This is a genomic window from Streptococcus sp. GMD5S (assembly GCF_000298715.2).
Taxonomy (GTDB): domain Bacteria; phylum Bacillota; class Bacilli; order Lactobacillales; family Streptococcaceae; genus Streptococcus.
Map to the genome: position 1 here is coordinate 1 of NZ_AJRG02000012.1, position 25,467 is coordinate 25,467.

General features: G+C 42.8%; 26 protein-coding genes, 1 tRNA gene, 1 rRNA gene and 1 other RNA gene. 28 read left to right on the plus strand and 1 reads right to left on the minus strand.

Annotated elements, in window-relative coordinates; genetic code table 11:
* The 12 genes from rrf to GMD5S_RS0206565 all read left to right on the plus strand — a co-directional run.
* Positions 1-93: ribosomal RNA gene (gene rrf, locus GMD5S_RS10355) — 5S ribosomal RNA — on the plus strand; the annotation flags it as partial.
* 5 nt (positions 94-98) lie between these two features.
* Positions 99-172: transfer RNA gene (locus tag GMD5S_RS0206515), tRNA-Asn, on the plus strand.
* Between the two features lie 208 nt (positions 173-380).
* Positions 381-617, plus strand: a complete 237-nt coding sequence (gene comW / locus GMD5S_RS10815; RefSeq protein WP_000614974.1) for a sigma(X)-activator ComW — start codon at positions 381-383, stop codon at positions 615-617.
* Positions 618-858: 241 nt separating this feature from the next.
* Positions 859-2,145 carry an adenylosuccinate synthase gene (locus GMD5S_RS0206525; protein WP_008293595.1) on the plus strand — a complete coding sequence of 429 codons (1,287 nt, stop codon included), beginning with the start codon at positions 859-861 and terminating at the stop codon, positions 2,143-2,145.
* Between the two features lie 200 nt (positions 2,146-2,345).
* A complete protein-coding gene (gene tadA, locus GMD5S_RS0206530; protein ID WP_001110096.1) occupies positions 2,346-2,813 on the plus strand; it encodes a tRNA adenosine(34) deaminase TadA in 468 nt (155 codons plus the stop codon).
* 32 nt (positions 2,814-2,845) lie between these two features.
* Positions 2,846-2,943, plus strand: an RNA gene (ffs, locus tag GMD5S_RS10545) — signal recognition particle sRNA small type.
* Positions 2,944-2,998: 55 nt separating this feature from the next.
* Positions 2,999-3,442 carry a dUTP diphosphatase gene (locus tag GMD5S_RS0206535; protein WP_000701976.1) on the plus strand — a complete coding sequence of 148 codons (444 nt, stop codon included), beginning with the start codon at positions 2,999-3,001 and terminating at the stop codon, positions 3,440-3,442.
* Positions 3,443-3,451: 9 nt separating this feature from the next.
* Positions 3,452-3,919 carry an isochorismatase family protein gene (locus GMD5S_RS0206540; protein ID WP_000796430.1) on the plus strand — a complete coding sequence of 156 codons (468 nt, stop codon included), beginning with the start codon at positions 3,452-3,454 and terminating at the stop codon, positions 3,917-3,919.
* Positions 3,916-5,277 (plus strand): DNA repair protein RadA, encoded by a 1,362-nt coding sequence (radA, locus tag GMD5S_RS0206550; protein WP_080976174.1) that lies wholly within the window; start codon positions 3,916-3,918, stop codon positions 5,275-5,277. The genes GMD5S_RS0206540 and radA overlap by 4 nt, the downstream gene beginning before the upstream one ends.
* A gap of 72 nt (positions 5,278-5,349) precedes the next feature.
* Positions 5,350-5,844, plus strand: coding sequence for a beta-class carbonic anhydrase (locus GMD5S_RS0206555; RefSeq protein WP_002876632.1), 495 nt, complete (start codon positions 5,350-5,352; stop codon positions 5,842-5,844).
* Between the two features lie 212 nt (positions 5,845-6,056).
* Positions 6,057-7,025: a ribose-phosphate diphosphokinase gene (locus GMD5S_RS0206560; RefSeq protein WP_000010174.1), complete on the plus strand. Its 969-nt coding sequence runs from the start codon at positions 6,057-6,059 to the stop codon at positions 7,023-7,025.
* Positions 7,026-7,144: 119 nt separating this feature from the next.
* Positions 7,145-7,582, plus strand: a complete 438-nt coding sequence (locus GMD5S_RS0206565; RefSeq protein WP_000076499.1) for a CoA-binding protein — start codon at positions 7,145-7,147, stop codon at positions 7,580-7,582.
* Between the two features lie 28 nt (positions 7,583-7,610).
* Here GMD5S_RS0206565 and GMD5S_RS0206570 read toward each other — a convergent pair whose 3' ends face one another.
* The gene (locus tag GMD5S_RS0206570; protein ID WP_000009148.1) at positions 7,611-8,621 is read right to left on the minus strand and encodes a YeiH family protein; all 1,011 of its coding nucleotides are present in this window, start codon (positions 8,619-8,621) and stop codon (positions 7,611-7,613) included.
* A 151-nt stretch (positions 8,622-8,772) separates the two neighbouring features.
* On the opposite strand from GMD5S_RS0206570, the gene GMD5S_RS0206580 reads away from it, so the two are divergent.
* From GMD5S_RS0206580 to GMD5S_RS0206655, 16 genes are all read left to right on the plus strand, one after another.
* Entirely contained in the window at positions 8,773-9,942 is a 1,170-nt protein-coding gene (locus tag GMD5S_RS0206580; RefSeq protein WP_000366332.1) for a pyridoxal phosphate-dependent aminotransferase, read from the plus strand.
* The gene (gene recO, locus GMD5S_RS0206585; protein WP_000616149.1) at positions 9,939-10,709 is read left to right on the plus strand and encodes a DNA repair protein RecO; all 771 of its coding nucleotides are present in this window, start codon (positions 9,939-9,941) and stop codon (positions 10,707-10,709) included. Before GMD5S_RS0206580 ends, recO begins: the two co-directional genes overlap by 4 nt.
* Positions 10,706-11,698, plus strand: coding sequence for a phosphate acyltransferase PlsX (plsX, locus tag GMD5S_RS0206590; RefSeq protein ID WP_000717429.1), 993 nt, complete (start codon positions 10,706-10,708; stop codon positions 11,696-11,698). Before recO ends, plsX begins: the two co-directional genes overlap by 4 nt.
* A 5-nt stretch (positions 11,699-11,703) precedes the next feature.
* Positions 11,704-11,940 (plus strand): acyl carrier protein, encoded by a 237-nt coding sequence (locus tag GMD5S_RS0206595; protein ID WP_000136435.1) that lies wholly within the window; start codon positions 11,704-11,706, stop codon positions 11,938-11,940.
* 439 nt (positions 11,941-12,379) lie between these two features.
* Positions 12,380-12,568 (plus strand): class IIb bacteriocin, lactobin A/cerein 7B family, encoded by a 189-nt coding sequence (locus tag GMD5S_RS0206600; RefSeq protein ID WP_000180835.1) that lies wholly within the window; start codon positions 12,380-12,382, stop codon positions 12,566-12,568.
* Positions 12,569-12,585: 17 nt separating this feature from the next.
* Complete coding sequence (locus GMD5S_RS0206605; protein ID WP_000415691.1) at positions 12,586-12,753, plus strand: bacteriocin; 168 nt, start codon at positions 12,586-12,588, stop codon at positions 12,751-12,753.
* A 9-nt stretch (positions 12,754-12,762) separates the two neighbouring features.
* Entirely contained in the window at positions 12,763-12,951 is a 189-nt protein-coding gene (locus GMD5S_RS0206610) for a hypothetical protein (protein ID WP_000722238.1), read from the plus strand.
* A gap of 24 nt (positions 12,952-12,975) precedes the next feature.
* Positions 12,976-13,185, plus strand: a complete 210-nt coding sequence (locus GMD5S_RS0206615) for a hypothetical protein (protein WP_000869797.1) — start codon at positions 12,976-12,978, stop codon at positions 13,183-13,185.
* Positions 13,186-13,394: 209 nt separating this feature from the next.
* On the plus strand, positions 13,395-15,548 hold the full coding sequence (gene comA / locus GMD5S_RS0206620; RefSeq protein WP_000672146.1) for a peptide cleavage/export ABC transporter ComA: 2,154 nt from the start codon (positions 13,395-13,397) through the stop codon (positions 15,546-15,548).
* Between the two features lie 12 nt (positions 15,549-15,560).
* The gene (comB, locus tag GMD5S_RS0206625; protein WP_000801582.1) at positions 15,561-16,910 is read left to right on the plus strand and encodes a competence pheromone export protein ComB; all 1,350 of its coding nucleotides are present in this window, start codon (positions 15,561-15,563) and stop codon (positions 16,908-16,910) included.
* A 169-nt stretch (positions 16,911-17,079) separates the two neighbouring features.
* Positions 17,080-17,787, plus strand: coding sequence for a phosphoribosylaminoimidazolesuccinocarboxamide synthase (purC, locus tag GMD5S_RS0206630; RefSeq protein WP_000043276.1), 708 nt, complete (start codon positions 17,080-17,082; stop codon positions 17,785-17,787).
* Positions 17,788-17,988: 201 nt separating this feature from the next.
* Positions 17,989-21,714, plus strand: coding sequence for a phosphoribosylformylglycinamidine synthase (locus tag GMD5S_RS0206635; protein ID WP_001042271.1), 3,726 nt, complete (start codon positions 17,989-17,991; stop codon positions 21,712-21,714).
* Positions 21,715-21,726: 12 nt separating this feature from the next.
* Positions 21,727-23,169, plus strand: coding sequence for an amidophosphoribosyltransferase (gene purF, locus GMD5S_RS0206640; RefSeq protein ID WP_000220670.1), 1,443 nt, complete (start codon positions 21,727-21,729; stop codon positions 23,167-23,169).
* A gap of 217 nt (positions 23,170-23,386) precedes the next feature.
* A complete protein-coding gene (purM, locus tag GMD5S_RS0206645) occupies positions 23,387-24,409 on the plus strand; it encodes a phosphoribosylformylglycinamidine cyclo-ligase (RefSeq protein ID WP_000182570.1) in 1,023 nt (340 codons plus the stop codon).
* Complete coding sequence (purN, locus tag GMD5S_RS0206650; protein WP_000717480.1) at positions 24,406-24,957, plus strand: phosphoribosylglycinamide formyltransferase; 552 nt, start codon at positions 24,406-24,408, stop codon at positions 24,955-24,957. Before purM ends, purN begins: the two co-directional genes overlap by 4 nt.
* 44 nt (positions 24,958-25,001) lie before the next feature.
* Positions 25,002-25,466 carry a GNAT family N-acetyltransferase gene (locus tag GMD5S_RS0206655; protein ID WP_000571270.1) on the plus strand — a complete coding sequence of 155 codons (465 nt, stop codon included), beginning with the start codon at positions 25,002-25,004 and terminating at the stop codon, positions 25,464-25,466.
* The last annotated feature ends 1 nt before the right edge of the window (position 25,467 follow it).

The window sequence follows — 25,467 nt, forward strand, 5'->3', positions numbered from 1 at the left end:
TACACCTGTACCCATGCCGAACACAGTAGTTAAGCCCTAGAACGCCGGAAGTAGTTGGGGGTTGCCCCCTGTGAGATATGGAAGTCGCTTAGCTTTTATCCGCCATAGCTCAGTTGGTAGTAGCGCATGACTGTTAATCATGATGTCGTAGGTTCGAGTCCTACTGGCGGAGTATAGATTGAAACGTTCAATTGAGCGTTTTTTTATTTATAAATATAGTGGATTGTTGAAATTTCAAATTTTAATTTTTAAATCTGTAATTACCTCTTTATTTTATTTTCAGTTCGTTTAGCTTTAAATTCTTCTTTTATAGGATTTGAAGCTTTTTTAGTTCTTTTTTTTGTTAGACTAGTGTTACTAATAAGAAAGGGAATTTTTATATGATTCAAAAATTTTATGATCGAGCATTTGTCTTTTTGAAACTAGTTGAACAAGAATATGCCTCTTTAGGCCAGAGTTGTTCAGAGTGGGAATCACTTCATCTTCGTTTTTTACTATATTACTTAATCCGATTTAAAATAAAAAGTGATAGGGACTTTTCACTATATCACTTTAAAACAGCTTATCGTCTATATCTAGATAAATTCCTGCAAGGTGGTACAACTCTTATCCAATAGGAAGCATCTATATCATAATTACGAACGATAGTTGTAGCTAGTTTTTAAAAAATATAGAATTAGCTTATAATAAAAGGCTTCTGTATTTAGAAATGAGAGAATTTCCAAATCTTTTCTACTGTTTCTTCTTGATAAAATAGTGTTTTTTTCTTATAATAAATTGTAAGATATAATTGCGGGTGAAATTCCTGCCATGTATATGAGAAAGGACGAGCTGCTAGTAGCTCAGACGAATTTTATTATGACTTCAGTTGTTGTTGTAGGTACCCAGTGGGGTGATGAAGGTAAAGGGAAAATTACAGATTTTCTTTCAGCTAATGCAGAGGTAATTGCTCGTTATCAAGGTGGTGATAATGCTGGTCACACGATTGTGATTGATGGTAAGAAATTTAAGTTGCACTTGATTCCATCTGGAATTTTCTTTCCTGAAAAAATCTCTGTTATTGGGAATGGGATGGTTGTAAACCCTAAATCTCTAGTAAAAGAGTTGAATTATCTTCATGAAGAAGGTGTGACAACAGATAATTTGCGCATTTCGGATCGTGCGCATGTCATTTTACCATATCACATTGAATTAGACAGTTTGCAAGAGGAAGCTAAGGGCGACAATAAAATTGGTACTACAATCAAGGGAATCGGTCCAGCCTATATGGATAAAGCTGCTCGTGTTGGAATTCGTATTGCAGATCTTTTGGATAAAGAAATTTTTCGTGAGCGTTTGGAACGCAATCTTGCGGAGAAGAATCGTCTGTTTGAAAAATTATATGACAGTACTCCTATTTCAATTGATGATATTTTTGAAGAGTACTACGAGTATGGCCAACAAATCAAGCAGTATGTGACAGATACATCTGTTATCTTGAACGATGCGCTTGATAATGGCAAACGTGTACTGTTTGAAGGTGCTCAAGGTGTCATGTTGGACATTGACCAAGGAACTTATCCATTTGTTACGTCGTCAAACCCTGTCGCTGGTGGTGTGACAATTGGGTCTGGTGTTGGTCCAAGTAAGATTGACAAGGTTGTAGGTGTCTGTAAAGCCTACACAAGTCGTGTAGGAGACGGACCTTTCCCAACTGAATTATTTGATGAAGTGGGAGATCGCATTCGCGAAGTAGGTCATGAATATGGTACAACAACTGGTCGTCCACGTCGTGTGGGTTGGTTTGACTCAGTTGTGATGCGCCACAGCCGCCGTGTATCTGGGATTACCAATCTTTCATTGAACTCTATAGATGTTTTGAGTGGTTTGGATACTGTGAAAATCTGTGTCGCCTATGATCTTGATGGTCAACGTATTGATTACTATCCTGCTAGTCTTGAGCAGTTGAAACGTTGCAAGCCAATCTACGAGGAATTGCCAGGTTGGTCAGAAGACATCACTGGAGTCCGTAATTTGGAAGACCTTCCTGAGAATGCACGTAACTATGTTCGTCGTGTAAGTGAGTTGGTTGGTGTTCGCATTTCGACATTCTCAGTAGGTCCTGGTCGTGAACAAACTAATATTTTAGAAAGTGTTTGGTCATAGGAGATTTTTAAGATTAGTTTAAGACAGGTTGGGTATACTATAGACAGTTACAAGAAGACCTCCTAACTTGTTGTAACAAATATCCTAAACTTTTCTTTTTCATAATAATCTCCCTATTAAGTCACCGCATTCGGTGGCTTTTTTTGTCTTGAGAATCATGATATAATAATAAAATCGACAAGTAGGAAAAGAGAAGAACGATGAATTATACAGTTGAAGAAAAAGAAGCTTTTATGAGAGAGGCTTTGAGAGAGGCTGAGATTGCTTTAGAGCACGATGAAATTCCAATTGGTTGTGTGATTGTCAAGGATGGAGAAATCATTGGTAGGGGACATAATGCGCGCGAGGAGTTGCAACGGGCGGTCATGCATGCAGAAATCATGGCTATAGAGAATGCGAATCTGAGTGAGGAGAGCTGGCGTCTGCTGGATTGTACCCTTTTTGTGACCATTGAGCCGTGTGTGATGTGTAGTGGGGCAATTGGGCTAGCTCGTATACCAAAGGTGGTCTATGGGGCTAAAAATCAGAAATTTGGTGCAGCTGGAAGTTTGTACGATATTTTGACAGATGAGCGTCTCAATCATCGTGTAGAGGTGGAAACGGGAATTTTGGAAGATGACTGTGCAGCGATTATGCAGGACTTTTTCCGAAATCGACGGAAAAAATAATTTCTCTTTAAAAATAGAGGGGAATGTGGTATAATAACTAGTGGAGCAACAGTTCTGCGTGAAGCGGGTCAGGGGAGGAATCCAGCAGCCCTAAGCGATGTGAATTGTGTGCTCTTTTTTCGTGCTTTTTTCGAATAAATAAGATAAAATAGCCTAGAATAAATGATTATAGAAAAGAGAAAAATATGAAAATTCGTGGTTTTGAATTGGTTTCGAGTTTTACAGATGAAAATTTGTTGCCTAAGCGTGAGACAGCTCATGCAGCTGGGTACGATTTAAAGGTTGCCGAACGAACTGTCATTGCGCCAGGTGAGATTATATTGGTCCCAACAGGAGTTAAGGCTTATATGCAACCGACAGAGGTGCTCTATCTCTATGACCGTTCTTCAAACCCTCGTAAAAAAGGCTTGGTCTTGATTAACTCTGTGGGTGTCATTGACGGAGACTATTATGGCAATCCAGGGAATGAAGGACATATCTTTGCTCAGATGAAAAATATTACTGATCAGGAAGTGGTTCTCGAAGTTGGGGAACGTGTGGTTCAGGCTGTCTTTGCTCCTTTCTTGATTGCAGATGGAGATGAGGCAGATGGCGTGCGGACTGGTGGATTTGGATCGACAGGGAAATAGAGGGATAAAATGGCAGACTATTTATTAGTTGTAGACATGCAGTCAGATTATGTTGCTGTAGGAAAAGCATATCATGAAGAACTGACTGCAGCTGTAAATGACAAAATTGCTACTTATCCCAGCGACCGAGTTATCTATATTCTCAATCGTTTTTTCTGGGAGAGAAAAGATAGAAAGAAGAAATTTGCGACCAACTTGTTAGTTGTATCTTCTCGTATCTTTGAGAAGTGTCGGGCTTCTTGCTTTACTAATCCAGATTTAAAAGATTTTTTAGAGGGAAATGGTGCTAAGAGCATAGAGTTTATAGGGGTAGATGGCAATTTCTGTGTCAAGGCTTCCGTCTTGGCAGCTGTCAAGGAGAATTATCAGGTTTCTGTCGATTTGTCTGCTGTCGGAGTTGCCAACCAGAATAAATTTCAAAATACATTGTATAAGTGGCATTCTTTCGGAGTAACCGTAAAAGGAGAATTATTATAGCTAAGAAAAAAGCGACATTTGTATGTCAAAATTGTGAGTACAACTCACCTAAGTATTTAGGACGCTGTCCAAACTGTGGGTCTTGGTCTTCTTTTGTAGAAGAGGTTGAGGTTGCAGAGGTCAAGAATGCGCGTGTGTCCTTGACAGGTGAGAAAACCAAGCCCATGAAACTGGCTGAGGTGACTTCCATCAATGTCAATCGAACCAAGACGGATATGGAGGAATTCAACCGTGTGCTTGGAGGCGGAGTGGTACCAGGAAGTCTCGTCCTCATCGGTGGGGATCCTGGGATTGGGAAATCAACCCTTCTCCTACAAGTTTCAACTCAGCTGTCCCAAGTAGGGACTGTTCTCTATGTCAGTGGGGAGGAGTCTGCCCAGCAGATTAAACTCCGTGCAGAGCGCTTGGGTGATATTGATAGTGAGTTTTATCTCTATGCAGAGACCAATATGCAGAGTGTTCGCGCAGAAGTAGAAAGAATTCAGCCAGACTTCCTCATTATTGACTCCATCCAGACTATTATGTCTCCTGAGATTTCTGGAGTGCAAGGGTCAGTTTCTCAAGTGCGAGAGGTGACAGCTGAGCTCATGCAGCTGGCCAAGACTAATAACATTGCTATCTTTATCGTAGGGCATGTGACCAAGGAAGGAACCTTGGCTGGTCCGCGTATGTTGGAGCATATGGTAGATACGGTGCTTTACTTTGAAGGGGAACGCCACCATACCTTCCGTATCTTGAGAGCAGTCAAAAACCGTTTTGGATCCACTAATGAGATTGGCATCTTTGAGATGCAGTCGGGCGGATTGGTTGAGGTACTCAATCCGAGTCAAGTTTTCCTAGAAGAGCGTTTGGATGGAGCGACTGGCTCATCAATTGTGGTGACTATGGAAGGGACCCGTCCGATTTTGGCGGAGGTTCAGGCTTTGGTAACACCAACCATGTTTGGAAATGCTAAGCGTACGACGACTGGACTTGATTTCAATCGTGCAAGTCTGATTATGGCTGTTTTGGAAAAACGAGCAGGGCTTCTCTTGCAAAATCAGGATGCCTATCTCAAATCTGCTGGTGGCGTGAAATTGGATGAGCCTGCTATTGACTTAGCCGTTGCAGTGGCTATTGCCTCTAGTTACAAGGACAAGCCTACCAATCCTCAGGAATGTTTTGTGGGTGAACTGGGCTTGACCGGAGAAATTCGGCGCGTGAATCGTATCGAACAACGTATCAATGAAGCGGCAAAACTGGGCTTTACCAAGATTTATGTACCCAAGAATTCCTTGACAGGAATCACTCCACCCAAGGAAATTGAAGTCATTGGTGTGACGACTATTCAGGAAGTTTTGAAAAAGGTCTTTGCATAATCCGTGACAAATCTTCTTAAAAATGATAAGATAGGAGAAATATTTGATTGTCAAATTTTTGAGGAGGGAATCGTGTCGTATTTTGAACAGTTTATGCAAGCCAATCAGGCTTATGTTGCCCTACATGGGCAGTTAAATCTGCCACTTAAACCCAAAACCAGAGTAGCTATCGTGACCTGTATGGACTCACGTCTACACGTTGCGCAAGCTCTAGGTTTGGCCCTTGGGGATGCTCATATCTTGCGGAATGCGGGTGGTCGAGTAACTGAGGACATGATTCGTTCACTGGTAATTTCCCAGCAACAAATGGGGACAAGAGAGATTGTGGTGTTGCACCATACAGACTGTGGAGCTCAAACCTTTCAAAATGAAAGTTTTCATGAACATTTGAAACACGAGCTCGGAGTTGATGTGTCTGATCAAGATTTTTTACCATTTCAGGATGTTGAAGAGAGTGTGAGAGAGGATATGCAATTGCTTAGAGAGTCTCCACTGATTCCTGATGATGTGGTTATTTCAGGTGCTGTCTATGATGTGGATACAGGAAGTATGAGAGAAGTATACTAACTTTGTCTCAAAAAATCTCATCCTAGCATAAAATCGATTGTTAAAATGTAGGATTTTTAGTTTTAATATAGCTAATATAAAATAGTATAAAACAAGGGTATAAATGTTTGCTCTTGTTTTATTTTTGATTGAAAAATAAAGGAAAAAGCGCTACAATGGTAGATGGAAAATGTTGTGTAAAAACAAGTGATACATAAATACCGGAGGAAATCATGTCTTTTTCTGATTTAAAGCTATTTGCCCTTTCTTCTAATAGAGAATTGGCAGAGCGTGTGGCGCAAGAAATTGGGATAGAGTTGGGGAAATCGACTGTTCGCCAATTTTCAGATGGAGAGATTCAGGTCAACATTGAAGAATCAATCCGTGGAAAACACGTCTTTATCCTACAATCAACGAGTTCACCTGTAAATGATAATTTACTTGAAATTTTGATTATGGTGGACGCTTTGAAGCGTGCTAGTGCAGAATCTGTCAATGTTGTTATGCCTTACTATGGCTATGCACGTCAGGATAGAAAAGCGCGCGCGCGTGAGCCAATCACAGCAAAACTCGTTGCAAACATGCTAGAAGTTGCTGGGGTAGATCGTTTGTTGACGATTGATTTGCACGCTGCACAGATTCAGGGATTCTTTGATATTCCTGTAGATCACTTGATGGGTGCTCCATTGATTGCGGACTACTTTGAACGTCGTGGCATGGTTGGCTCTGACTACGTGGTTGTCAGCCCAGACCATGGTGGGGTGACTCGTGCTCGTAAATTGGCAGAGTTTTTGAAAACTCCGATTGCGATTATTGACAAGCGCCGTAGTGTAGACAAGATGAATACCAGTGAAGTGATGAACATCATTGGTAAGGTAGAAGGTAAGACTTGTATTTTGATTGACGATATGATCGATACAGCTGGAACCATTTGTCATGCGGCGGATGCTCTTGCTGAAGCAGGTGCTGTTGAGGTTTACGCAAGCTGTACGCACCCAGTACTTTCAGGACCAGCTATGGACAATATCCAAAAATCAGCTATTAAAAAATTGGTTGTTTTGGATACTATCTACCTACCAGAAGAGCGTTTGATTGATAAGATTGAACAAATTTCGATTGCTCATCTTCTAGGCGATGCTATTATCCGTATCCACGAAAAACGTCCTCTTTCTCCTCTATTTTGTATTGAGAAAAAGATTTAATCTTTCACTTGAAGTAGACAGAACTCCTAGCAGGTTTCTTTTCTTGCTAGGAGATTTTTATAGTCAAAATCTGCAAGCCTTTTCAAAATATGCTATACTGAGAAAAAAGGAGGATTTCTATGAGCCAAGAATTTATTAATCCAAGTGATGGTGTGATCCGTCAGTATCTTACAACCAGTAAAACGTTAGCGGTAGTGGGTTTGTCCGATCGTGAGGAAACAACTAGTAATCGAGTGACCAAGGAAATGCAAGCTCGGGGCTATAAAATCATTCCAGTTAATCCCAAGGCTGCAGGTGGGGAAATTTTGGGAGAGAAGGCTTATGCGAGTCTAGTTGAGATTCCTTTTCCTGTGGACATTGTCAATGTATACCGACGGAGCGAGTTTTTACCAGATGTGGCGCGTGATTTTCTCAAGGCAGATGCCAAGATTTTCTGGGCGCAATTAGGACTTGAAAATCTAGAAGCGGAAGAAATCTTGCGTGCTGGAGGATGCGATGACATCGTGATGAATCGTTGTATTAAGAGAGAACATACTCGCTTAATTCTTGAGCAATAAAAAGGTAGCCATGGGCTACCTTTTTATTTTATAAAGTACCAATCAATGCTTGCATGCCAAGACTGGTAAGGATGATGGCAATCCAGCAAAGGGCTCCAAGAAGAATGGATTTACCGCTTGATTTGACCATGGCAATCAGATTGGTTTTGAGACCGATGGCACTCATGGCCATGATGATAAGGAATTTGGAGAGTTGTTTGAGAGGGGTGAAGAAGCTACTAGACACGCCGAGAGAGGTGAGAAGAGTCGTTAAGAGAGAGGCTAGAATGAAATAAAGGATAAAAAGTGGGAAAACTTTTTTCAGTTGTACGCCTTGTTTATTTTCTTGCTGGCGACTTTGCCAGTAGGAGAGGAAGAGAGTGATGGGAATAATAGCCAGAGTTCGTGTGAGTTTAACAATGGTTGCAGACTCAAGGGTATTGGTCTGGTAGAGACTGTCCCATGCGCTGGCTGTGGCCGTTACAGAAGAAGTATCGTTGACTGCGGTTCCTGCAAAGAGGGCAAAGCCTTCATTTGATAAGTGAAGCCAGGTTCCTAGAGTTGGAAAGATAAGTGCTGCTAAGACATTGAAGAAAAAGATAACGGAGATGGCTTGGGCGACTTCTTTTTCCTTGGCATGGATAACGGGTGCTGTTGCAGCAATGGCAGAACCACCACAGATAGAAGAACCCACTCCAATCAAGGTAGCCAGTTTCGTGTCTAGCGCAAAGAAACGCTGGAAGAGGTAGGCAACGATTAAGGAAATCGAAATGGTGGAAAGGATGACGGGGAGTGAAGTTTGTCCAACTGCAAAGACTTGCGAGATATTGAGACCAAAACCGAGTAAGATAACGGCATACTGGAGCAATTTCTTGGAACTAAAGGCCAAACCTGCGTCTAGTTGTTTGTAGGGTGAGAGCCAGGGGTGGAGGAGCATTCCAGCAAAAATTGCAAAGACAGGTGCACCCACGACGGGGAAAAATCCTCCCAGAAACCAAGATACGATAGAAATGAGAAGGCAGGCCAAGATGCCTGCTCCATTTTTTGATAAAAATGACATATAAACCTCCGAAAATAAGCACTTATTATTATAGTCCTGTTGAGAAGAAAAGTAAAACAGAAAGTGAAAAATGCGGGGTTCAGATGGATTTTGCGGTCAGGGAGCTTTTGTAGTATAATAGTACTATGTTCTGTAAGCAAGGGGGATATCTATGGACTTAACCAAGCGCTTTAATAAACAGTTAGACAAGATTCAAGTTTCCTTGATTCGCCAGTTTGACCAGGCTATTTCGGAGATTCCTGGGGTCTTGCGTTTGACCTTGGGGGAACCTGATTTTACAACGCCAGATCATATCAAGGAGGTAGCCAAGCGAGCCATTGACCAGAACCAATCCTACTATACAGGGATGAGCGGTTTGCTGACTCTACGTCAGGCAGCCAGTGACTTTGTTAAGGAAAAGTACCAACTGGACTATGCTCCTGAAAATGAAATCTTGGTTACAATTGGGGCGACAGAGGCTTTATCTGCTACTTTGACAGCTATTTTGGAAGAGGGAGACAAGGTGCTCTTGCCAGCTCCTGCCTATCCAGGTTATGAACCGATTGTCAATCTGGTTGGGGCAGAGATTGTCGAGATTGATACAACTGAAAATGGTTTTGTTTTGACCCCTGAGATGTTGGAAAAGGCCATTTTGGAGCAGGGTGACAAGCTCAAAGCAGTTATTCTCAACTATCCAGCCAATCCAACTGGAATTACCTATAGTCGAGAGCAGTTGGAAGCCTTGGCAGACGTTTTAGGCAAGTATGAAATTTTCGTTGTTTGTGATGAGGTCTATTCAGAATTGACCTATACAGGGGAAAATCATGTATCATTGGGAACTATGCTGAGAGATCAAGCTATTATTATCAATGGCTTATCTAAGTCCCATGCCATGACTGGTTGGCGTTTAGGCTTTATCTTTGCTCCTGCAGCTTTCACAGCTCAGTTAATCAAGAGTCACCAATATTTGGTTACTGCGGCAAACACCATGGCCCAACATGCTGCAGTAGAAGCCTTGACCGCTGGTAAAAACGACGCAGAGCCTATGAAGAAGGAATACATCCAGCGTCGAGATTATATCATCGAAAAGATGACTGCTCTTGGTTTTGAGATTATCAAACCAGATGGGGCCTTCTATATCTTTGCTAAGATTCCAGCAGGTTACAATCAAGACTCCTTTGCTTTTCTCAAGGATTTTGCCCAGAAGAAGGCTGTTGCCTTTATCCCTGGTGCTGCCTTTGGGCGTTACGGAGAAGGCTATGTTCGCATTTCTTATGCAGCCAGCATGGAAACAATCAGGGAGGCCATGAAACGACTTGAGGAGTACATGAGAGAAGCATGATCCAGTCTATAACGAGTCAAGGTCTCGTACTCTACAATCGTAACTTTCGGGAGGATGATAAGCTCGTCAAAATCTTCACCGAGCAGGCTGGGAAGCGCATGTTTTTCGTCAAACACGCTGGTCAATCCAAACTAGCTCCTGTTATTCAGCCCTTGGTGTTGGCACGATTTCTCTTGCGAATCAATGATGACGGCCTTAGCTACATCGAGGACTACCATGAGGTGATGACCTTTCCCAAAATCAATAGCGACCTCTTTGTCATGGCTTATGCGACTTATGTGGCGGCTCTTGCAGATGCTAGTTTGCAGGATAATCAGCAGGATGCTCCCTTGTTTGCCTTCTTGAGAAAGACTCTAGAGTTGATGGAAGAGGGTTTAGATTATCAGGTTTTGACCAATATTTTTGAAATTCAAATCTTGAACCGATTTGGGATTAGCCTTAATTTTAATGAGTGTGTCTTTTGCCATCGGGTTGGTCAGGCCTTTGACTTTTCTTTCAAATATGGAGCTTGCCTCTGTCCAGATCATTATCATGAGGACGAGAAACGTTGCCATTTAAATCCCAACATCCCTTATTTGCTCAATCAATTTCAAGCCATTGATTTTGAGACCTTGGAGACCATTTCGCTCAAGTCTGAAATCAAGCAAGAGCTACGCCAATTTATGGATCAACTCTACGAAGAGTACGTTGGGATTCACCTTAAATCAAAGAAATTTATTGATTCCCTAGCAGACTGGGGACAATTACTAAAAGAGGAAAACAAATGAAAAAAATTGCAGTAGATGCTATGGGGGGCGATTACGCACCTCAAGCCATCGTTGAGGGTGTCAATCAAGCCCTTGCTGATTTTTCAGATATTGAGATTCAACTCTACGGAGATGAAAGTAAGATCAAGCAATATCTAACGGCGACAGAGCGCGTCAGCATTATCCATACGGATGAGAAAATCAACTCAGACGATGAGCCGACAAAAGCTATCCGTAAGAAGAAAAATGCCAGCATGGTATTAGCGGCCAAGGCAGTCAAAGAGGGAGAAGCAGATGCCGTCCTCTCAGCTGGGAACACAGGTGCCTTGTTGGCTGCAGGATTCTTTATCGTGGGTCGTATCAAAAATATCGATCGTCCAGGACTCATGTCGACCTTGCCGACCATCGATGGAAAAGGGTTTGACATGCTAGACCTTGGGGCCAATGCAGAAAATACAGCCCATCATCTGCACCAATACGCTGTCCTAGGTTCCTTCTATGCGAAAAATGTTCGTGGGATTTCGAAACCACGTGTTGGTTTGCTCAACAATGGAACAGAAAGCAGCAAGGGAGATCCGCTTCGTAAGGAAACATACGACTTGTTAGTAGCTGATGAAAGTTTGAACTTTGTCGGAAACGTGGAAGCGCGTGATCTGATGAATGGCGTTGCGGATGTTGTCGTAACAGATGGTTTCACGGGAAACGCTGTTCTCAAATCTATCGAAGGTACAGCTTTGGGAATCATGGGCTTACTTAAAAATGCTATTACGGGTGGTGGCCTTCGAGCGAAGCTAGGTGCTCTACTTCTCAAGGATAGTCTTAAGGGGTTGAAGACACAGCTCAACTATTCAGATGTTGGAGGAGCAGTCTTGTTTGGCGTCAAGGCGCCAGTTGTAAAAACTCATGGCTCAAGTGATGCCAATGCTGTGTACAGTACGATTCGTCAGATTCGTACCATGCTAGAAACAGACGTAGTTGCTCAGACTGCGCGTGAATTTTCAGGAGAATAAAAAAGATGACAGAAAAAGAAATTTTTGACCGTATTGTAACCATTATCCAAGAGAGACAGGGAGAAGACTTTGCCGTAACAGAGGCTTTGAGTTTGAAAGACGATCTAGATGCGGACTCAGTGGATTTGATGGAGTTTGTTTTGACACTAGAAGATGAATTTGGTATCGAAATCACTGATGAGGAAATCGACCAACTTCAAAGTGTAGCGGATGTAGTAGCGATTATTAAAGATAAAAAATAGCCAAAAGCAACATGCAAGTCATGTTGTTTTTTATTTGCAGAAAAAAGAGAAACTTTTAGTAGAAATTGCGAATAAAGAGATGAGAAAGAAAAAGGAGGAACATTTATGTATGTGACTGGTTTTTATCCGTGGTTCATTAAGTGGTTTTTAAAATAAAAATGAATGAATTGTTCATTTTCGAATTGTTTTTCGAATAGATAGGTAAGGAAAAGGGAAGGAGACTATGTGATGTATTTACCAATCTTATTGCCATGGTTGATCAAATGGTATTTAAAATAAATGAAATTTACCTGTTCATTTTAAATTACTTCTCGAAAATAGATAGGTAAGGAAAAAAGAAAGGAGAGAAGAAAATGATTTCAGTAATTTACCCAATCTGGCTATTTAAGTGGCTTAGAGGTTAAAGATTAAATATATAGAAAAAATAAGGAGAAAACAAATGACAAACTTTGACAACATGGAACAGAACTTTGTAGCTCTTACAGAAGAAGAGTTGACGGATGTGAATGGGGGAGCATGGCCGATTGTAGCTTGGGTGATTGCTAATCCTGTGACAGCAGCTAAAATTGCTGGTGGAATTACTGCAGCAGGAATTGCAGGTTATAATTATGTGACGAGTAGATGGTAATAGAAGGAGGAGATGATATGGAAAAATCTATTTTAAAATTTGAAACAATGACTGATACGGACTTGCAGGAAATTCAAGGGGGAGCCTTTCCCCTTCTTATCCCTGTGGCAGTTGGTTTTGTAAAAGGTTTTGTATATACAGGTGGAGCTATTTTAACAACTCGAGCACTCTTTTCAGGTAAATAGGAGTCTGCTATGAAAAAAATCTTATTAGGATTTGCTGAGGGGTATTTTGTCGTATCGATTATTCTTTATATCGCAACGTATTTGATTATGAAAAATCCGATCAATACTCTGTTTTATCCAGAAACCTATCCAATTCTGCTTGGTCTGTTTTATGTAGGATACAAGTACAAAACAAAAGAAAGTACGATTGGAAATTGATGAACCATCAGATCGGAGTTTGAGATGAAAGTTGTTCAATTACTAGGAAAAGCTTGGCCAGAGTTTATTGTATTGTCTAGCTCGATGGCTTATCTAATGATTAGAATTGTGGCTGATGTAAACAAAATAAATCTACCTACGTGGTTTGAATGTTTTGATATACCTACGATTTCATTATTTTTGATGACATTTATCTCACTTTATAGAAGTAAAGAGAATATCATTTCAGAATAGTTTATTTCTAGGCATTCATTTTTTAACGGTTACTTTAAGCAGGCAGAACTTTTGTTCTGCTTTTTACATTTAAATGATAGTTTATGCTTTTTGAAGTGCGTTTTAGGCGTAAAAATGGTTTATTTAGGAATATTTTCCTGTTTTCATCCTTATTTGGTTAAAATAATCTTACAAATTTTTAAAGAGATTATTAGAAAAAGGAGAAGGATATGAAATTTAGGAAAAGGCACTATCGTCCCCAGGTGGATCAGATGGATTGTGGCGTGGCTTCTTTGGCTATGGTCTTTGGTTACTACGGTAGTTATTACTCCTTGGCTCATCTACGAGAGTTAGCCAAGACGACCATGGATGGGACGACCGCTTTGGGACTTGTAAAGGTGGCAGAGGAGATTGGGTTTGAGACGCGGGCTATCAAGGCGGATATGACGCTCTTTGATTTGCCAGATTTGACCTTTCCTTTTGTGGCTCATGTGCTCAAGGAAGGGAAGTTGCTCCACTACTATGTGGTGATAGGTCAGGATAAAAAGCACATTCATATCGCTGATCCAGATCCTAGTATCAAGCTGACCAAGATTTCCCGTGAGCGATTTGCGCAAGAGTGGACAGGGGTTAGTATTTTTATGGCACCATCACCGGACTATAAACCTCATAAGGAGAAAAAACAGGGACTCCTATCCTTCTTGCCGATCTTACTCAAACAGCATGGCTTAATTACCAATATCGTCCTAGCGACACTCTTGGTGACCTTGATCAATATCGTGGGTTCCTACTATCTTCAGTCCATCATTGATAGTTACGTACCAGACCAGATGCGCTCGACACTGGGTATTATCTCTATTGGGCTGGTCATCGTCTATATTCTCCAGCAGATTTTGTCTTATGCGCAGGAATACCTCTTACTTGTTCTGGGTCAACGGTTGTCCATCGATGTGATTTTGTCCTACATCAAGCATGTTTTTCACCTGCCGATGTCCTTTTTCGCGACACGCAGGACAGGAGAAATCGTTTCTCGTTTTACAGATGCCAACAGTATCATCGATGCGCTGGCGTCGACCATTCTGTCGATTTTCCTAGATGTGTCGACGATTTTGATTATCTCGCTGGTCTTGTTTTCACAAAATATGACACTCTTTTTCATTAGTCTGCTTGCGCTTCCCATCTATACAGTGATTATCTTTGCCTTTATGAAGCCTTTTGAAAAGATGAATCGGGATACCATGGAAGCTAATGCGGTTCTGTCTTCTTCTATCATCGAGGACATCAACGGTATTGAGACCATTAAGTCTTTGACCAGTGAAAGTTCACGCTATCAAAAGATTGATAAGGAATTTGTGGCTTATCTGAAAAAATCCTTTACCTACAGTCGGGCAGAAAGCCAGCAAAAGGCACTGAAAAAAGTTGCCCAGCTCCTGCTCAATGTTGCTGTTCTCTGGCTGGGAGCTATTCTGGTCATGGATGGGAAAATGAGTTTGGGTCAGCTGATTACTTATAACACCCTGCTTGTTTACTTTACCAATCCTTTGGAAAATATCATTAACCTACAAACCAAACTTCAGACAGCGCAGGTTGCCAATAATCGCTTAAATGAGGTTTATCTAGTAGCTTCGGAGTTTGAGGAGAAGAAAACGGTAGAAGATTTGAGCATGATGAAAGGGGATATGACCTTTAAACAGGTTCACTACAAGTATGGCTATGGTCGTGACGTCTTGTCGGATATCAATTTGACCATTCCGCAAGGGTCTAAGGTGGCTTTTGTGGGGATTTCAGGGTCAGGAAAGACCACCTTGGCCAAGATGATGGTTAATTTTTACGACCCAAGTCAAGGGGAGATTAGTCTGGGTGGTGTCAATCTCAATCAGATTGATAAAAAAGCCCTGCGCCAGTATATCAACTATCTGCCTCAACAGCCCTATGTCTTTAACGGAACGATTTTGGAGAATCTTCTTTTGGGAGCCAAGGAGGGGACGACTCAAGAGGATATCTTACGGGCAGTCGAATTGGCCGAGATTCGAGAGGATATCGAGCGCATGCCACTGAATTACCAGACAGAATTAACTTCGGATGGGGCTGGAATTTCAGGTGGACAACGTCAGCGAATCGCTCTGGCGCGTGCTCTCTTGACAGATGCGCCTGTCTTGATCTTGGACGAGGCGACCAGCAGTCTGGATATCTTGACAGAGAAGCGGATCGTGGATAATCTCATGACACTAGACAAGACCCTTATTTTCATCGCCCACCGCTTGACCATCGCTGAGCGGACAGAGAAGGTTGTTGTCTTGGATCAGGGCAAGATTGTCGAAGAAGGCACCCCTGCAGACTTGCTTGCACAGGATGGCTTTTATGCCCATTTGGTCAATAGCTAGAAAGAGGAGAAGATGAAACCAGAATTTTTAGAAAGTGCGGAGTTTTATAATCGTCGTTACCATAATTTTTCCAGTCGGGTGATTTTACCTATGTCACTTCTGCTCATGTTTTTACTGGGATTTGCAGTTTTTGCAGAGAAGGAGATTAGTTTATCTACCAGAGCAACTGTCGAACCTAGTCGGATCATTGCCAACATCCAGTCGACTAGCAATCAACGCATTGTGGGCAACTATCTGGAAGAAAACAAGTTGGTTAAGCAAGGAGATCTGCTCGTTCAGTACCAGCAAGGAGCGGAGGCTATCCAGGTTGAGGCATATGCTAGTCAATTGGAGATGCTAAAGGATCAAAAAAAGCAGTTGGGGTATTTGCAATCCAGTTTGAAAGAGGGGAGTGATCAATTTCCAGAGGCGGATAAGTTTGGTTACCAAGAGATGTTTCGAGACTATCTCAGCCAAGCTAGTAGTCTTAGGAGCAATGTTTCGCAGCAAAATGCCAACATCTCCTCTCAAAATGCGGCAGCAAGTCAGAGCCAGGCCGAGATTGGCAATCTTATCAGCCAAACAGAGGAAAAAATACGAGACTACAAAACAGCCAAGTCAGCGATTGAAAAGGGAGATCAACTAGATAGTCAGAATCCAGCCTACTCTTTTTACCAGACCTATAAAAATCAAGGTGAAGAAGATCCGCACGCTAAATCGCAAGTTATTGCGCAAGTGGATGCTCAAATCACCCAGCTAGAGTCTAGTTTAGCTACTTATCGTGTGCAGTATGCGGGATCTGGGGCTCAGCAGGCCCACGCAACGGGACTGGATAGTCAGCTGGAATCGCTCAAGTCTCAGCACTTAGTCAAAGTTGGCCAGGAATTAACTCTTCTAGATCAGAAAATTTTGGAGGCGGAATCGGGTAAGAAAGTCCAAGGAGGTCTGCTGGACAAGGGGAAAATTACAGCAAGTGAGGATGGGGTGCTTCACCTTAATCCTGAGACTAGTGAATCTACCATGGTCGCAGAAGGAACCCTGCTAGCCCAACTCTACCCATCCTTGGAAAAAGAAGGGAAAACCAAACTCACAGCTTATCTCAGTTCAAAAGATGTTGCTAGAGTCAAGATTGGGGACTCTGTTCGTTATACTACGACTAATGATGCCAAGAATCAAATTTTCCTGGATTCTACGATTACAAGTATTGATGCGACAGCTACAAAGACTGAACAAGGAAATTTCTTTAAAATTGAGGCGGAGACTAATTTAACTTCGGAGCAGGCTGAAAAACTTCGCTATGGTTTAGAAGGCCGCCTGCAGATGATTACGGGAAAGAAAAGCTATCTCCGTTATTTTTGGGATCAATTTTTGAATAAAGGGTAATATTCGTGTTTTTCAGAGGATAAATGATTTTTAAACTGTAAGAAGAGCTTATCTTGCAGTTTTTCTTTACGCTTGAAACAGGAATACGTTATTTATTCGTAAAAAATCTTGAATTTTTCATGCTTTTGTGGTAGAATGTGCTCAAGTAAAACGAAAGGCGAACTTTAAAATGTCAAAACAACTGATCTATTCGGGAAAAGCCAAGGATATCTATACAACTGAGGATGAAAATCTCATTATTTCAACTTACAAGGACCAGGCAACTGCCTTCAACGGTGTCAAGAAGGAGCAGATTGCGGGCAAGGGAGTGTTAAATAATCAGATTTCATCTTTTATTTTTGAGAAATTAAATGCGGCTGGTGTAGCGACTCACTTTGTGGAGGAAATTTCGGATACGGAACAACTCAATAAAAAGGTGGAGATTATTCCTTTGGAAGTTGTGCTCCGCAACTACACGGCTGGTTCCTTTTCAAAACGTTTTGGCGTAGAAGAAGGTATTGCATTTGAGACTCCAATTGTCGAATTTTACTATAAAAATGATGATTTGGATGATCCCTTTATCAATGATGAGCATGTGAAATTCCTAAAAATTGCGGATGATCAGCAGATTGCTTACTTGAAGGAAGAAACCCGTCGTATCAATGAACTTTTGAAGGCTTGGTTTGCTGAGATTGGTCTTAAATTGATTGACTTTAAGCTAGAGTTCGGTTTTGACAAGGATGGCAAGATTATCTTGGCAGACGAGTTTTCACCAGATAACTGCCGTTTGTGGGATGCAGATGGCAACCACATGGACAAGGATGTTTTCCGTAGAGGACTCGGAGAATTGACAGATGTTTATGAGATTGTCTGGGAGAAATTGCAGGCTTTGAAATAAGCTGTTAGAAACGGAAAACCTTCGTCTTTCAGATGTAAGGACTCAGGCTGTAAAGGTCCCCCAGACCTTTACACTCCGTAGGGGATTGGGAGAACGGACAGACGTTTACGAGATTGTTTGGGAAAAGTTGCAGGAATTGAAATAACAACCTCAAGGATGTTTGGGAACATTGCAAGAGCTGAAATAAAGGAATAAGAATTGATGAATAAACGTATTTTTGTTGAAAAAAAGGCTGATTTTCAAGTCAAGTCAGAGAGTTTGGTAAGGGAGCTCCAGCACAACTTGGGACTTTCAACTTTGAAAAGTATTCGCATCGTGCAAGTTTATGATGTCTTTGACTTGGCAGAGAATTTGTTTGCGCCTGCAGAAAAACATATCTTCTCTGAGCAGGTGACAGATCATGTCTTGGACGAAGCGGCCGTGCAAGCGGATCTTGCCAACTATGCTTTCTTTGCCATTGAAAGTTTGCCAGGGCAGTTTGACCAGCGTGCAGCTTCGGCACAGGAAGCCTTGCTTTTGCTGGGAAGTTCGAGTGACGTGACAGTCAACACAGCTCAACTTTACTTGATTAATAAAGATATTGATGCGACTGAGTTGGAAGCGGTCAAAAACTATCTGCTCAATCCAGTTGATTCTCGTTTCAAGGACATCACGACAGGGATTGCCAAGCAGGAATTTTCAGAGTCGGACAAGACCATTCCTAAATTGACTTTCTTTGAAAGTTATACGGCAGAAGACTTTGCTCGCTACAAGGCCGAGCAAGGGATGGCAATGGAAGTGGATGATTTGCTCTTTATCCAAGACTATTTCAAGTCAATCGGGCGCGTGCCGACAGAAACAGAGCTCAAGGTTTTGGACACTTATTGGTCTGACCACTGCCGTCATACAACATTCGAGACTGAGTTGAAAAACATTGACTTCTCAGCTTCTAAATTCCAAAAGCAATTGCAAGCGACTTATGACAAGTATATTGCCATGCGTGAGGAACTAGGTCGGTCTGAAAAGCCACAAACCTTGATGGATATGGCGACTATTTTTGGTCGTTATGAGCGTGCTAATGGTCGTTTGGACGATATGGAAGTGTCTGACGAAATCAATGCCTGCTCGGTTGAAATCGAAGTGGACGTTGATGGTGTCAAGGAACCTTGGCTCCTCATGTTTAAAAACGAAACCCACAACCACCCAACGGAAATTGAACCATTTGGTGGAGCGGCTACTTGTATCGGTGGCGCCATTCGTGACCCATTGTCAGGCCGTTCTTATGTTTACCAAGCTATGCGTATCTCAGGTGCTGGTGATATTACAGCTCCGATTTCGGAAACTCGCGCTGGTAAATTGCCACAACAAGTCATTTCGAAGACAGCGGCTCATGGTTATTCTTCGTATGGTAACCAAATTGGTCTGGCGACGACTTACGTTCGTGAATACTTCCACCCAGGCTTTGTAGCCAAACGCATGGAGCTTGGTGCAGTTGTCGGTGCTGCTCCTAAGGGAAATGTAGTCCGTGAAAAACCGGAAGCAGGTGACGTGATTATATTGCTCGGTGGTAAGACTGGACGTGATGGTGTCGGTGGTGCGACAGGGTCTTCTAAGGTTCAAACAGTTGAGTCTGTAGAGACTGCTGGTGCTGAGGTTCAAAAAGGGAATGCCATCGAAGAGCGCAAGATTCAACGTCTTTTCCGTAATGGAGATGTCACTCGTCTCATCAAGAAGTCCAATGACTTTGGAGCAGGTGGTGTCTGTGTGGCTATCGGTGAATTGGCAGATGGTCTTGAAATCGACCTCAACAAGGTTCCTCTTAAATACCAAGGCTTGAACGGTACAGAAATTGCCATCTCTGAATCACAAGAACGGATGGCGGTCGTGGTTCGTCCTGAAGATGTGGATGACTTCGTTGCGGAATGTAATAAAGAAAATATTGACGCGGTTGTTGTGGCAACAGTGACTGAAAAACCAAATCTTGTCATGCACTGGAATGGTGAAACGATTGTCGACTTGGAACGCCGTTTCCTTGATACAAACGGTGTGCGCGTAGTCGTTGATGCCAAGGTTGTGGACAAGGATGTCAAACTCCCAGAAGAACGCACAACAAGTACTAACACACTTGAAGCAGATACCCTTGCGGTTCTGTCTGATTTGAACCATGCAAGTCAAAAAGGCTTGCAGACCATCTTTGACTGCTCGGTCGGTCGTTCAACGGTCAATCACCCACTTGGTGGTCGCTACCAACTCACACCAACTGAGGCATCTGTCCAGAAATTGCCAGTTCAGCACGGGGTGACCAATACTGCGTCTGTCATGGCGCAAGGTTTCAACCCTTATGTGGCAGAATGGTCTCCATACCACGGTGCTGCCTATGCGATTATCGAAGCAACCGCTCGTTTGGTTGCTGCTGGTGCAAACTGGTCTAAGGCTCGCTTCTCTTACCAAGAGTATTTTGAGCGGATGGACAAACAAGCAGAGCGTTTTGGTCAGCCAGTAGCGGCTCTTCTAGGATCTATCGAAGCACAAATCCAGCTTGGCTTGCCATCTATCGGTGGTAAGGACTCCATGTCTGGTACCTTTGAAGAATTGACTGTACCGCCAACCTTGGTTGCCTTTGGGGTGACAACAGCAGATAGCCGTAAGGTGCTTTCTCCTGAGTTCAAGACTGCCGGTGAAAACATCTACTACATCCCAGGTCAATCCTTGGCACAAGAGATTGATTTTGATTTTATCAAGTCTAATTTTGCTCAATTTGAAACCATCCAAGCTGGACACAAAGTAACATCTGCATCAGCTGTTAAATACGGAGGTGTCCTTGAAAGCTTGGCACTTGCTACCTTTGGGAACCATATTGGTGCAGAGGTGACCTTGCCTGAACTTGAAAGTTCTTTAACAGCTCAATTGGGTGGATTTGTCTTCACATCTCCTGAAGAAATCGCTGGAGTAGAGAAGATTGGACAAACGAAAGCAGACTTTACACTCCTTGTCAACAGTGTGAAGCTAGATGGACAGAAACTTGACAGTGCCTTTCAAGGAAAATTGGAAGAAGTTTACCCTACTGAATTTGCTCAAGCTAAAGAACTGGCAGAAGTGCCAGCTGTCGCTTCTGACGCAGTCATCAAAGCCAAGGAAACCATTGAAAAACCAGTGGTTTACATCCCAGTCTTCCCAGGAACAAACTCAGAATATGATTCAGCAAAAGCTTTTGAAAAAGAAGGTGCAGAAGTCAACTTGGTGCCATTCGTGACCTTGAATGGAGAAGCCATTGTCAAGTCAGTTGAAACCATGGTTGACAATATCGGCAAGGCAAACATTCTCTTCTTTGCAGGTGGATTCTCAGCTGCGGATGAACCGGATGGATCAGCTAAGTTTATTGTCAATATCTTGCTCAATGAAAAAGTGCGTGCAGCCATTGATGGCTTTATCGCTCGTGGTGGCTTGATTATCGGTATCTGTAATGGGTTCCAGGCCTTGGTCAAATCAGGTCTTCTTCCATACGGAAACTTCGAGGATGCAAGCAGCACTAGTCCAACCCTCTTCTACAATGATGCCAACCAGCACGTAGCTAAGATGGTGGAAACGCGAATTGCCAATACCAACTCACCATGGTTGGCTGGAGTACAAGTGGGCGATATCCATGCCATCCCAGTATCGCACGGTGAAGGAAAGTTTGTCGTGACAGCTGAGGAATTCGCAGAGCTTCGTGACAATGGTCAAATCTTTACCCAATATGTTGATTTCGAGGGTAAACCAAGCATGGACTCTAAGTACAATCCAAATGGTTCTGTAAATGCCATCGAAGGAATTACTAGCAAGAATGGTCAAATCATCGGTAAGATGGGACACTCAGAACGTTATGAAGACGGTCTCTTCCAAAACATCCCAGGGAATAAAGACCAGCACCTGTTTGCGTCGGCTGTACGTTATTTCACAGGGAAATAAAAGGTATATAAAATGACATACGAAGTAAAATCTCTTAATGAAGAATGTGGTGTTTTCGGTATCTGGGGACATCCAGAGGCTGCTAAATTGACCTATTTTGGTCTCCACAGTCTTCAGCACCGTGGTCAGGAGGGGGCAGGAATCCTCTCCAATGATCAAGGGAAACTAAAGCGTCATCGTGACATGGGGCTTTTATCAGAAGTGTTCAGAAACCCAGCTAATTTGGATAAACTAACTGGAACGAGCGCGATTGGGCATGTTCGTTACGCGACTGCTGGCGAAGCTTCTGTGGACAACATCCAGCCCTTCCTCTTTCGCTTTCATGATATGCAGTTTGGCCTTGCTCACAACGGAAACTTGACCAATGCCGAATCGCTCAAGAAAGAATTGGAACAAAGAGGAGCTATTTTCAGTTCAACTTCGGACTCGGAAATTTTGGCTCACCTCATTCGTCGGAGTCACAATCCTAGTCTGATGGGAAAAATAAAGGAAGCACTCAGTCTAGTTAAAGGTGGCTTTGCTTATATCCTGTTGTTTGAAGACAAGTTGATTGCGGCTCTTGATCCTAATGGTTTTCGTCCCCTTTCTATTGGGAAAATGGCAAACGGAGCGGTGGTGGTTTCGTCAGAAACCTGTGCTTTTGAAGTCATTGGTGCCGAGTGGATTCGCGATGTGAAACCAGGAGAGATTGTAATCGTGGATGACAATGGCATCCAGTACGATAGCTATACGAATGATACCCAGCTGGCGATTTGTTCTATGGAGTATATCTACTTTGCTCGTCCTGATTCTAATATCCACGGTGTCAATGTCCATACAGCTCGCAAACGTATGGGGGCTCAATTAGCGCGTGAGTTCAAGTACGAAGCAGATATTGTGGTTGGTGTACCAAATTCCTCGCTGAGCGCAGCTATGGGATTTGCAGAAGAATCTGGTCTGCCAAATGAAATGGGTCTCATCAAAAACCAATACACCCAACGCACCTTTATTCAACCGACTCAAGAATTGCGGGAGCAAGGGGTGCGGATGAAACTGTCTGCTGTTTCGGGCGTTGTCAAAGGCAAACGTGTGGTGATGATTGATGATTCCATTGTTCGTGGGACAACCTCTCGCCGTATTGTTCAGCTTTTGAAAGAAGCAGGTGCGTCTGAGGTTCATGTTGCTATTGGTAGTCCAGCGCTAGCTTATCCATGTTTTTACGGGATTGATATCCAGACGCGTCAGGAGCTGATTGCGGCCAATCATACGGTCGAAGAAACTCGCCAAATCATTGGTGCGGATAGTCTGACCTATCTTTCTATTGATGGTTTGATTGATTCTATCGGCATCGAAACAGATGCGCCAAATGGTGGTCTCTGTGTAGCTTACTTTGACGGCGACTACCCAACTCCTCTCTACGACTATGAAGAAGACTATCGTAGAAGTTTGGATGAAAAGACCAGTTTTTACAAATAGACGGATAAAGACTCTCCATGAAAGGAAAGGAAGAGAAGATGACAAATAAAAATGCTTATGCACCACGTCTCACTACTGACTAAAAGCTAAAGCATTTGTCAGTAGACGCTTTCTCCTATGGGACCAAAGCTAGAGACCTGACTAGTATTTTTAGATAAAATAATTGTTTATCTAAAAATACGTCGCAGTCTTTCTCAAAAAAGAAAAGGATTAAAAAATGACAAATAAAAATGCGTACGCCCAGTCGGGTGTGGATGTTGAAGCGGGTTATGAAGTTGTTGAGCGGATCAAAAAGCACGTGGCTCGTACGGAGCGTGCAGGTGTCATGGGAGCTCTTGGTGGCTTTGGTGGCATGTTTGACCTTTCAAAAACAGGTGTCAAAGAGCCAGTCTTGATTTCGGGGACAGATGGTGTCGGGACCAAGCTCATGTTGGCCATCAAGTATGATAAGCATGATACGATTGGGCAAGACTGTGTGGCCATGTGTGTCAACGATATTATCGCTGCAGGTGCGGAGCCTCTTTACTTCCTCGACTATGTCGCAACTGGTAAAAATGAACCAGCTAAACTAGAACAAGTCGTTGCTGGTGTGGCAGAAGGCTGTGTGCAGGCAGGCGCAGCCCTCATCGGTGGGGAAACGGCTGAAATGCCTGGTATGTATGGCGAAGATGACTACGATCTGGCTGGTTTTGCAGTCGGTGTGGCTGAAAAATCTCAAATCATTGACGGTTCAAAAGTGGCAGAAGGTGATGTTCTTCTCGGACTTGCGTCAAGTGGGATTCACTCGAATGGTTACTCACTCGTGCGCCGTGTTTTTGCCGACTACACGGGTGAGGAAGTCTTGCCAGAATTGGAAGGCAAGAAACTCAAGGAGGTCCTTCTTGAGCCGACTCGTATCTATGTCAAGGCTGTCTTGCCACTCATCAAGGAAGAGTTGGTCAATGGAATTGCCCACATCACAGGTGGCGGCTTTATCGAAAATATCCCTCGTATGTTTGCGGCTGACCTAGCTGCGGAAATTGAAGAAGACAAGGTTCCAGTGCTTCCGATTTTCAAAGCTCTTGAAAAATACGGTAAAATCAAGCATGAAGAAATGTTTGAAATCTTCAATATGGGTGTGGGACTCATGCTGGCAGTTAGCCCTGAAAATGTAGATCGTGTCAAGGAATTACTGGATGAACCAGTCTATGAAATTGGTCGCATCGTCAAGAAAGAAAACGAAAGTGTCATCATCAAATGAAAAAAATAGCGGTTTTTGCCTCTGGTAACGGCTCAAATTTTCAGGTGATTGCTGAAGAATTTCCGGTGGAGTTTGTCTTTTCAGACCATCGAGACGCCTATGTGCTCGAGCGTGCAGACAAGCTCGGCGTTCTGTCCTATGCTTTTGAACTCAAGGAGTTTGAGAACAAGGCGGACTACGAAGCAGCTCTTGTCGAGCTCTTGGAAGAACACCAGATTGACTTGGTTTGTCTCGCAGGCTATATGAAAATCGTTGGGCCAACTTTGCTCGCTGCTTACGAGGGTCGGATCATTAACATTCATCCTGCCTACCTGCCCGAATTTCCAGGAGCTCATGGGATTGAGGACGCTTGGAATGCTGGTGTTGCTGAGAGTGGCGTCACCATTCACTGGGTGGACTCAGGTGTGGACACAGGCAAGGTCATCAAACAAGTCCGTGTTCCACGTCTAGCTGATGATACCATCGAAAGCTTTGAAGCTCGGATTCATGAGGCAGAGTACAAGTTGTATCCGGAGGTGCTGGATAGCTTGGGAGTGGAGAGAAGGTAAGAAGTAAATCAAGTTTTGGTTACGCAATCTTGCTAGGAGAAAAAATGATTGAACTGAAATTGGTAGATGAGAGCAGTTTTCAGGCAGTGCTGGATTTGAAAATATCAGAAGCTGATGAACGAGCACGTTTCGTAGCTCCAAATGTGCGCTCTTTAGCTGATGCATGGCTCTACCGGAAAAACGAAGATGTGTTTCCGATGGCAATCTATTGGGATAAGCAAGTGGTTGGCTTTCTCCTGCTAGAAATAGACAAGAATGAAGCGGAATACTTTATCTGGCGGATAATGATTGGTCAGCAGTACCAAGGAAGAGGTTATGGTCGAAAAGCCTTGGAAGTTCTAATCAAAGAGGCTCAGATGGATAGAGCTTACAGTCATATTATCGCAGATTATGTGGTTGGAAATGAAAAAATGAAGCACCTGTTGACTAGTCTGGGTTTTCAGGAAACAGGATTTATAGAAGAAAATAACGAAGTCGCTATGCGCTTGGATCTAAAGAAAGAGGAATAGA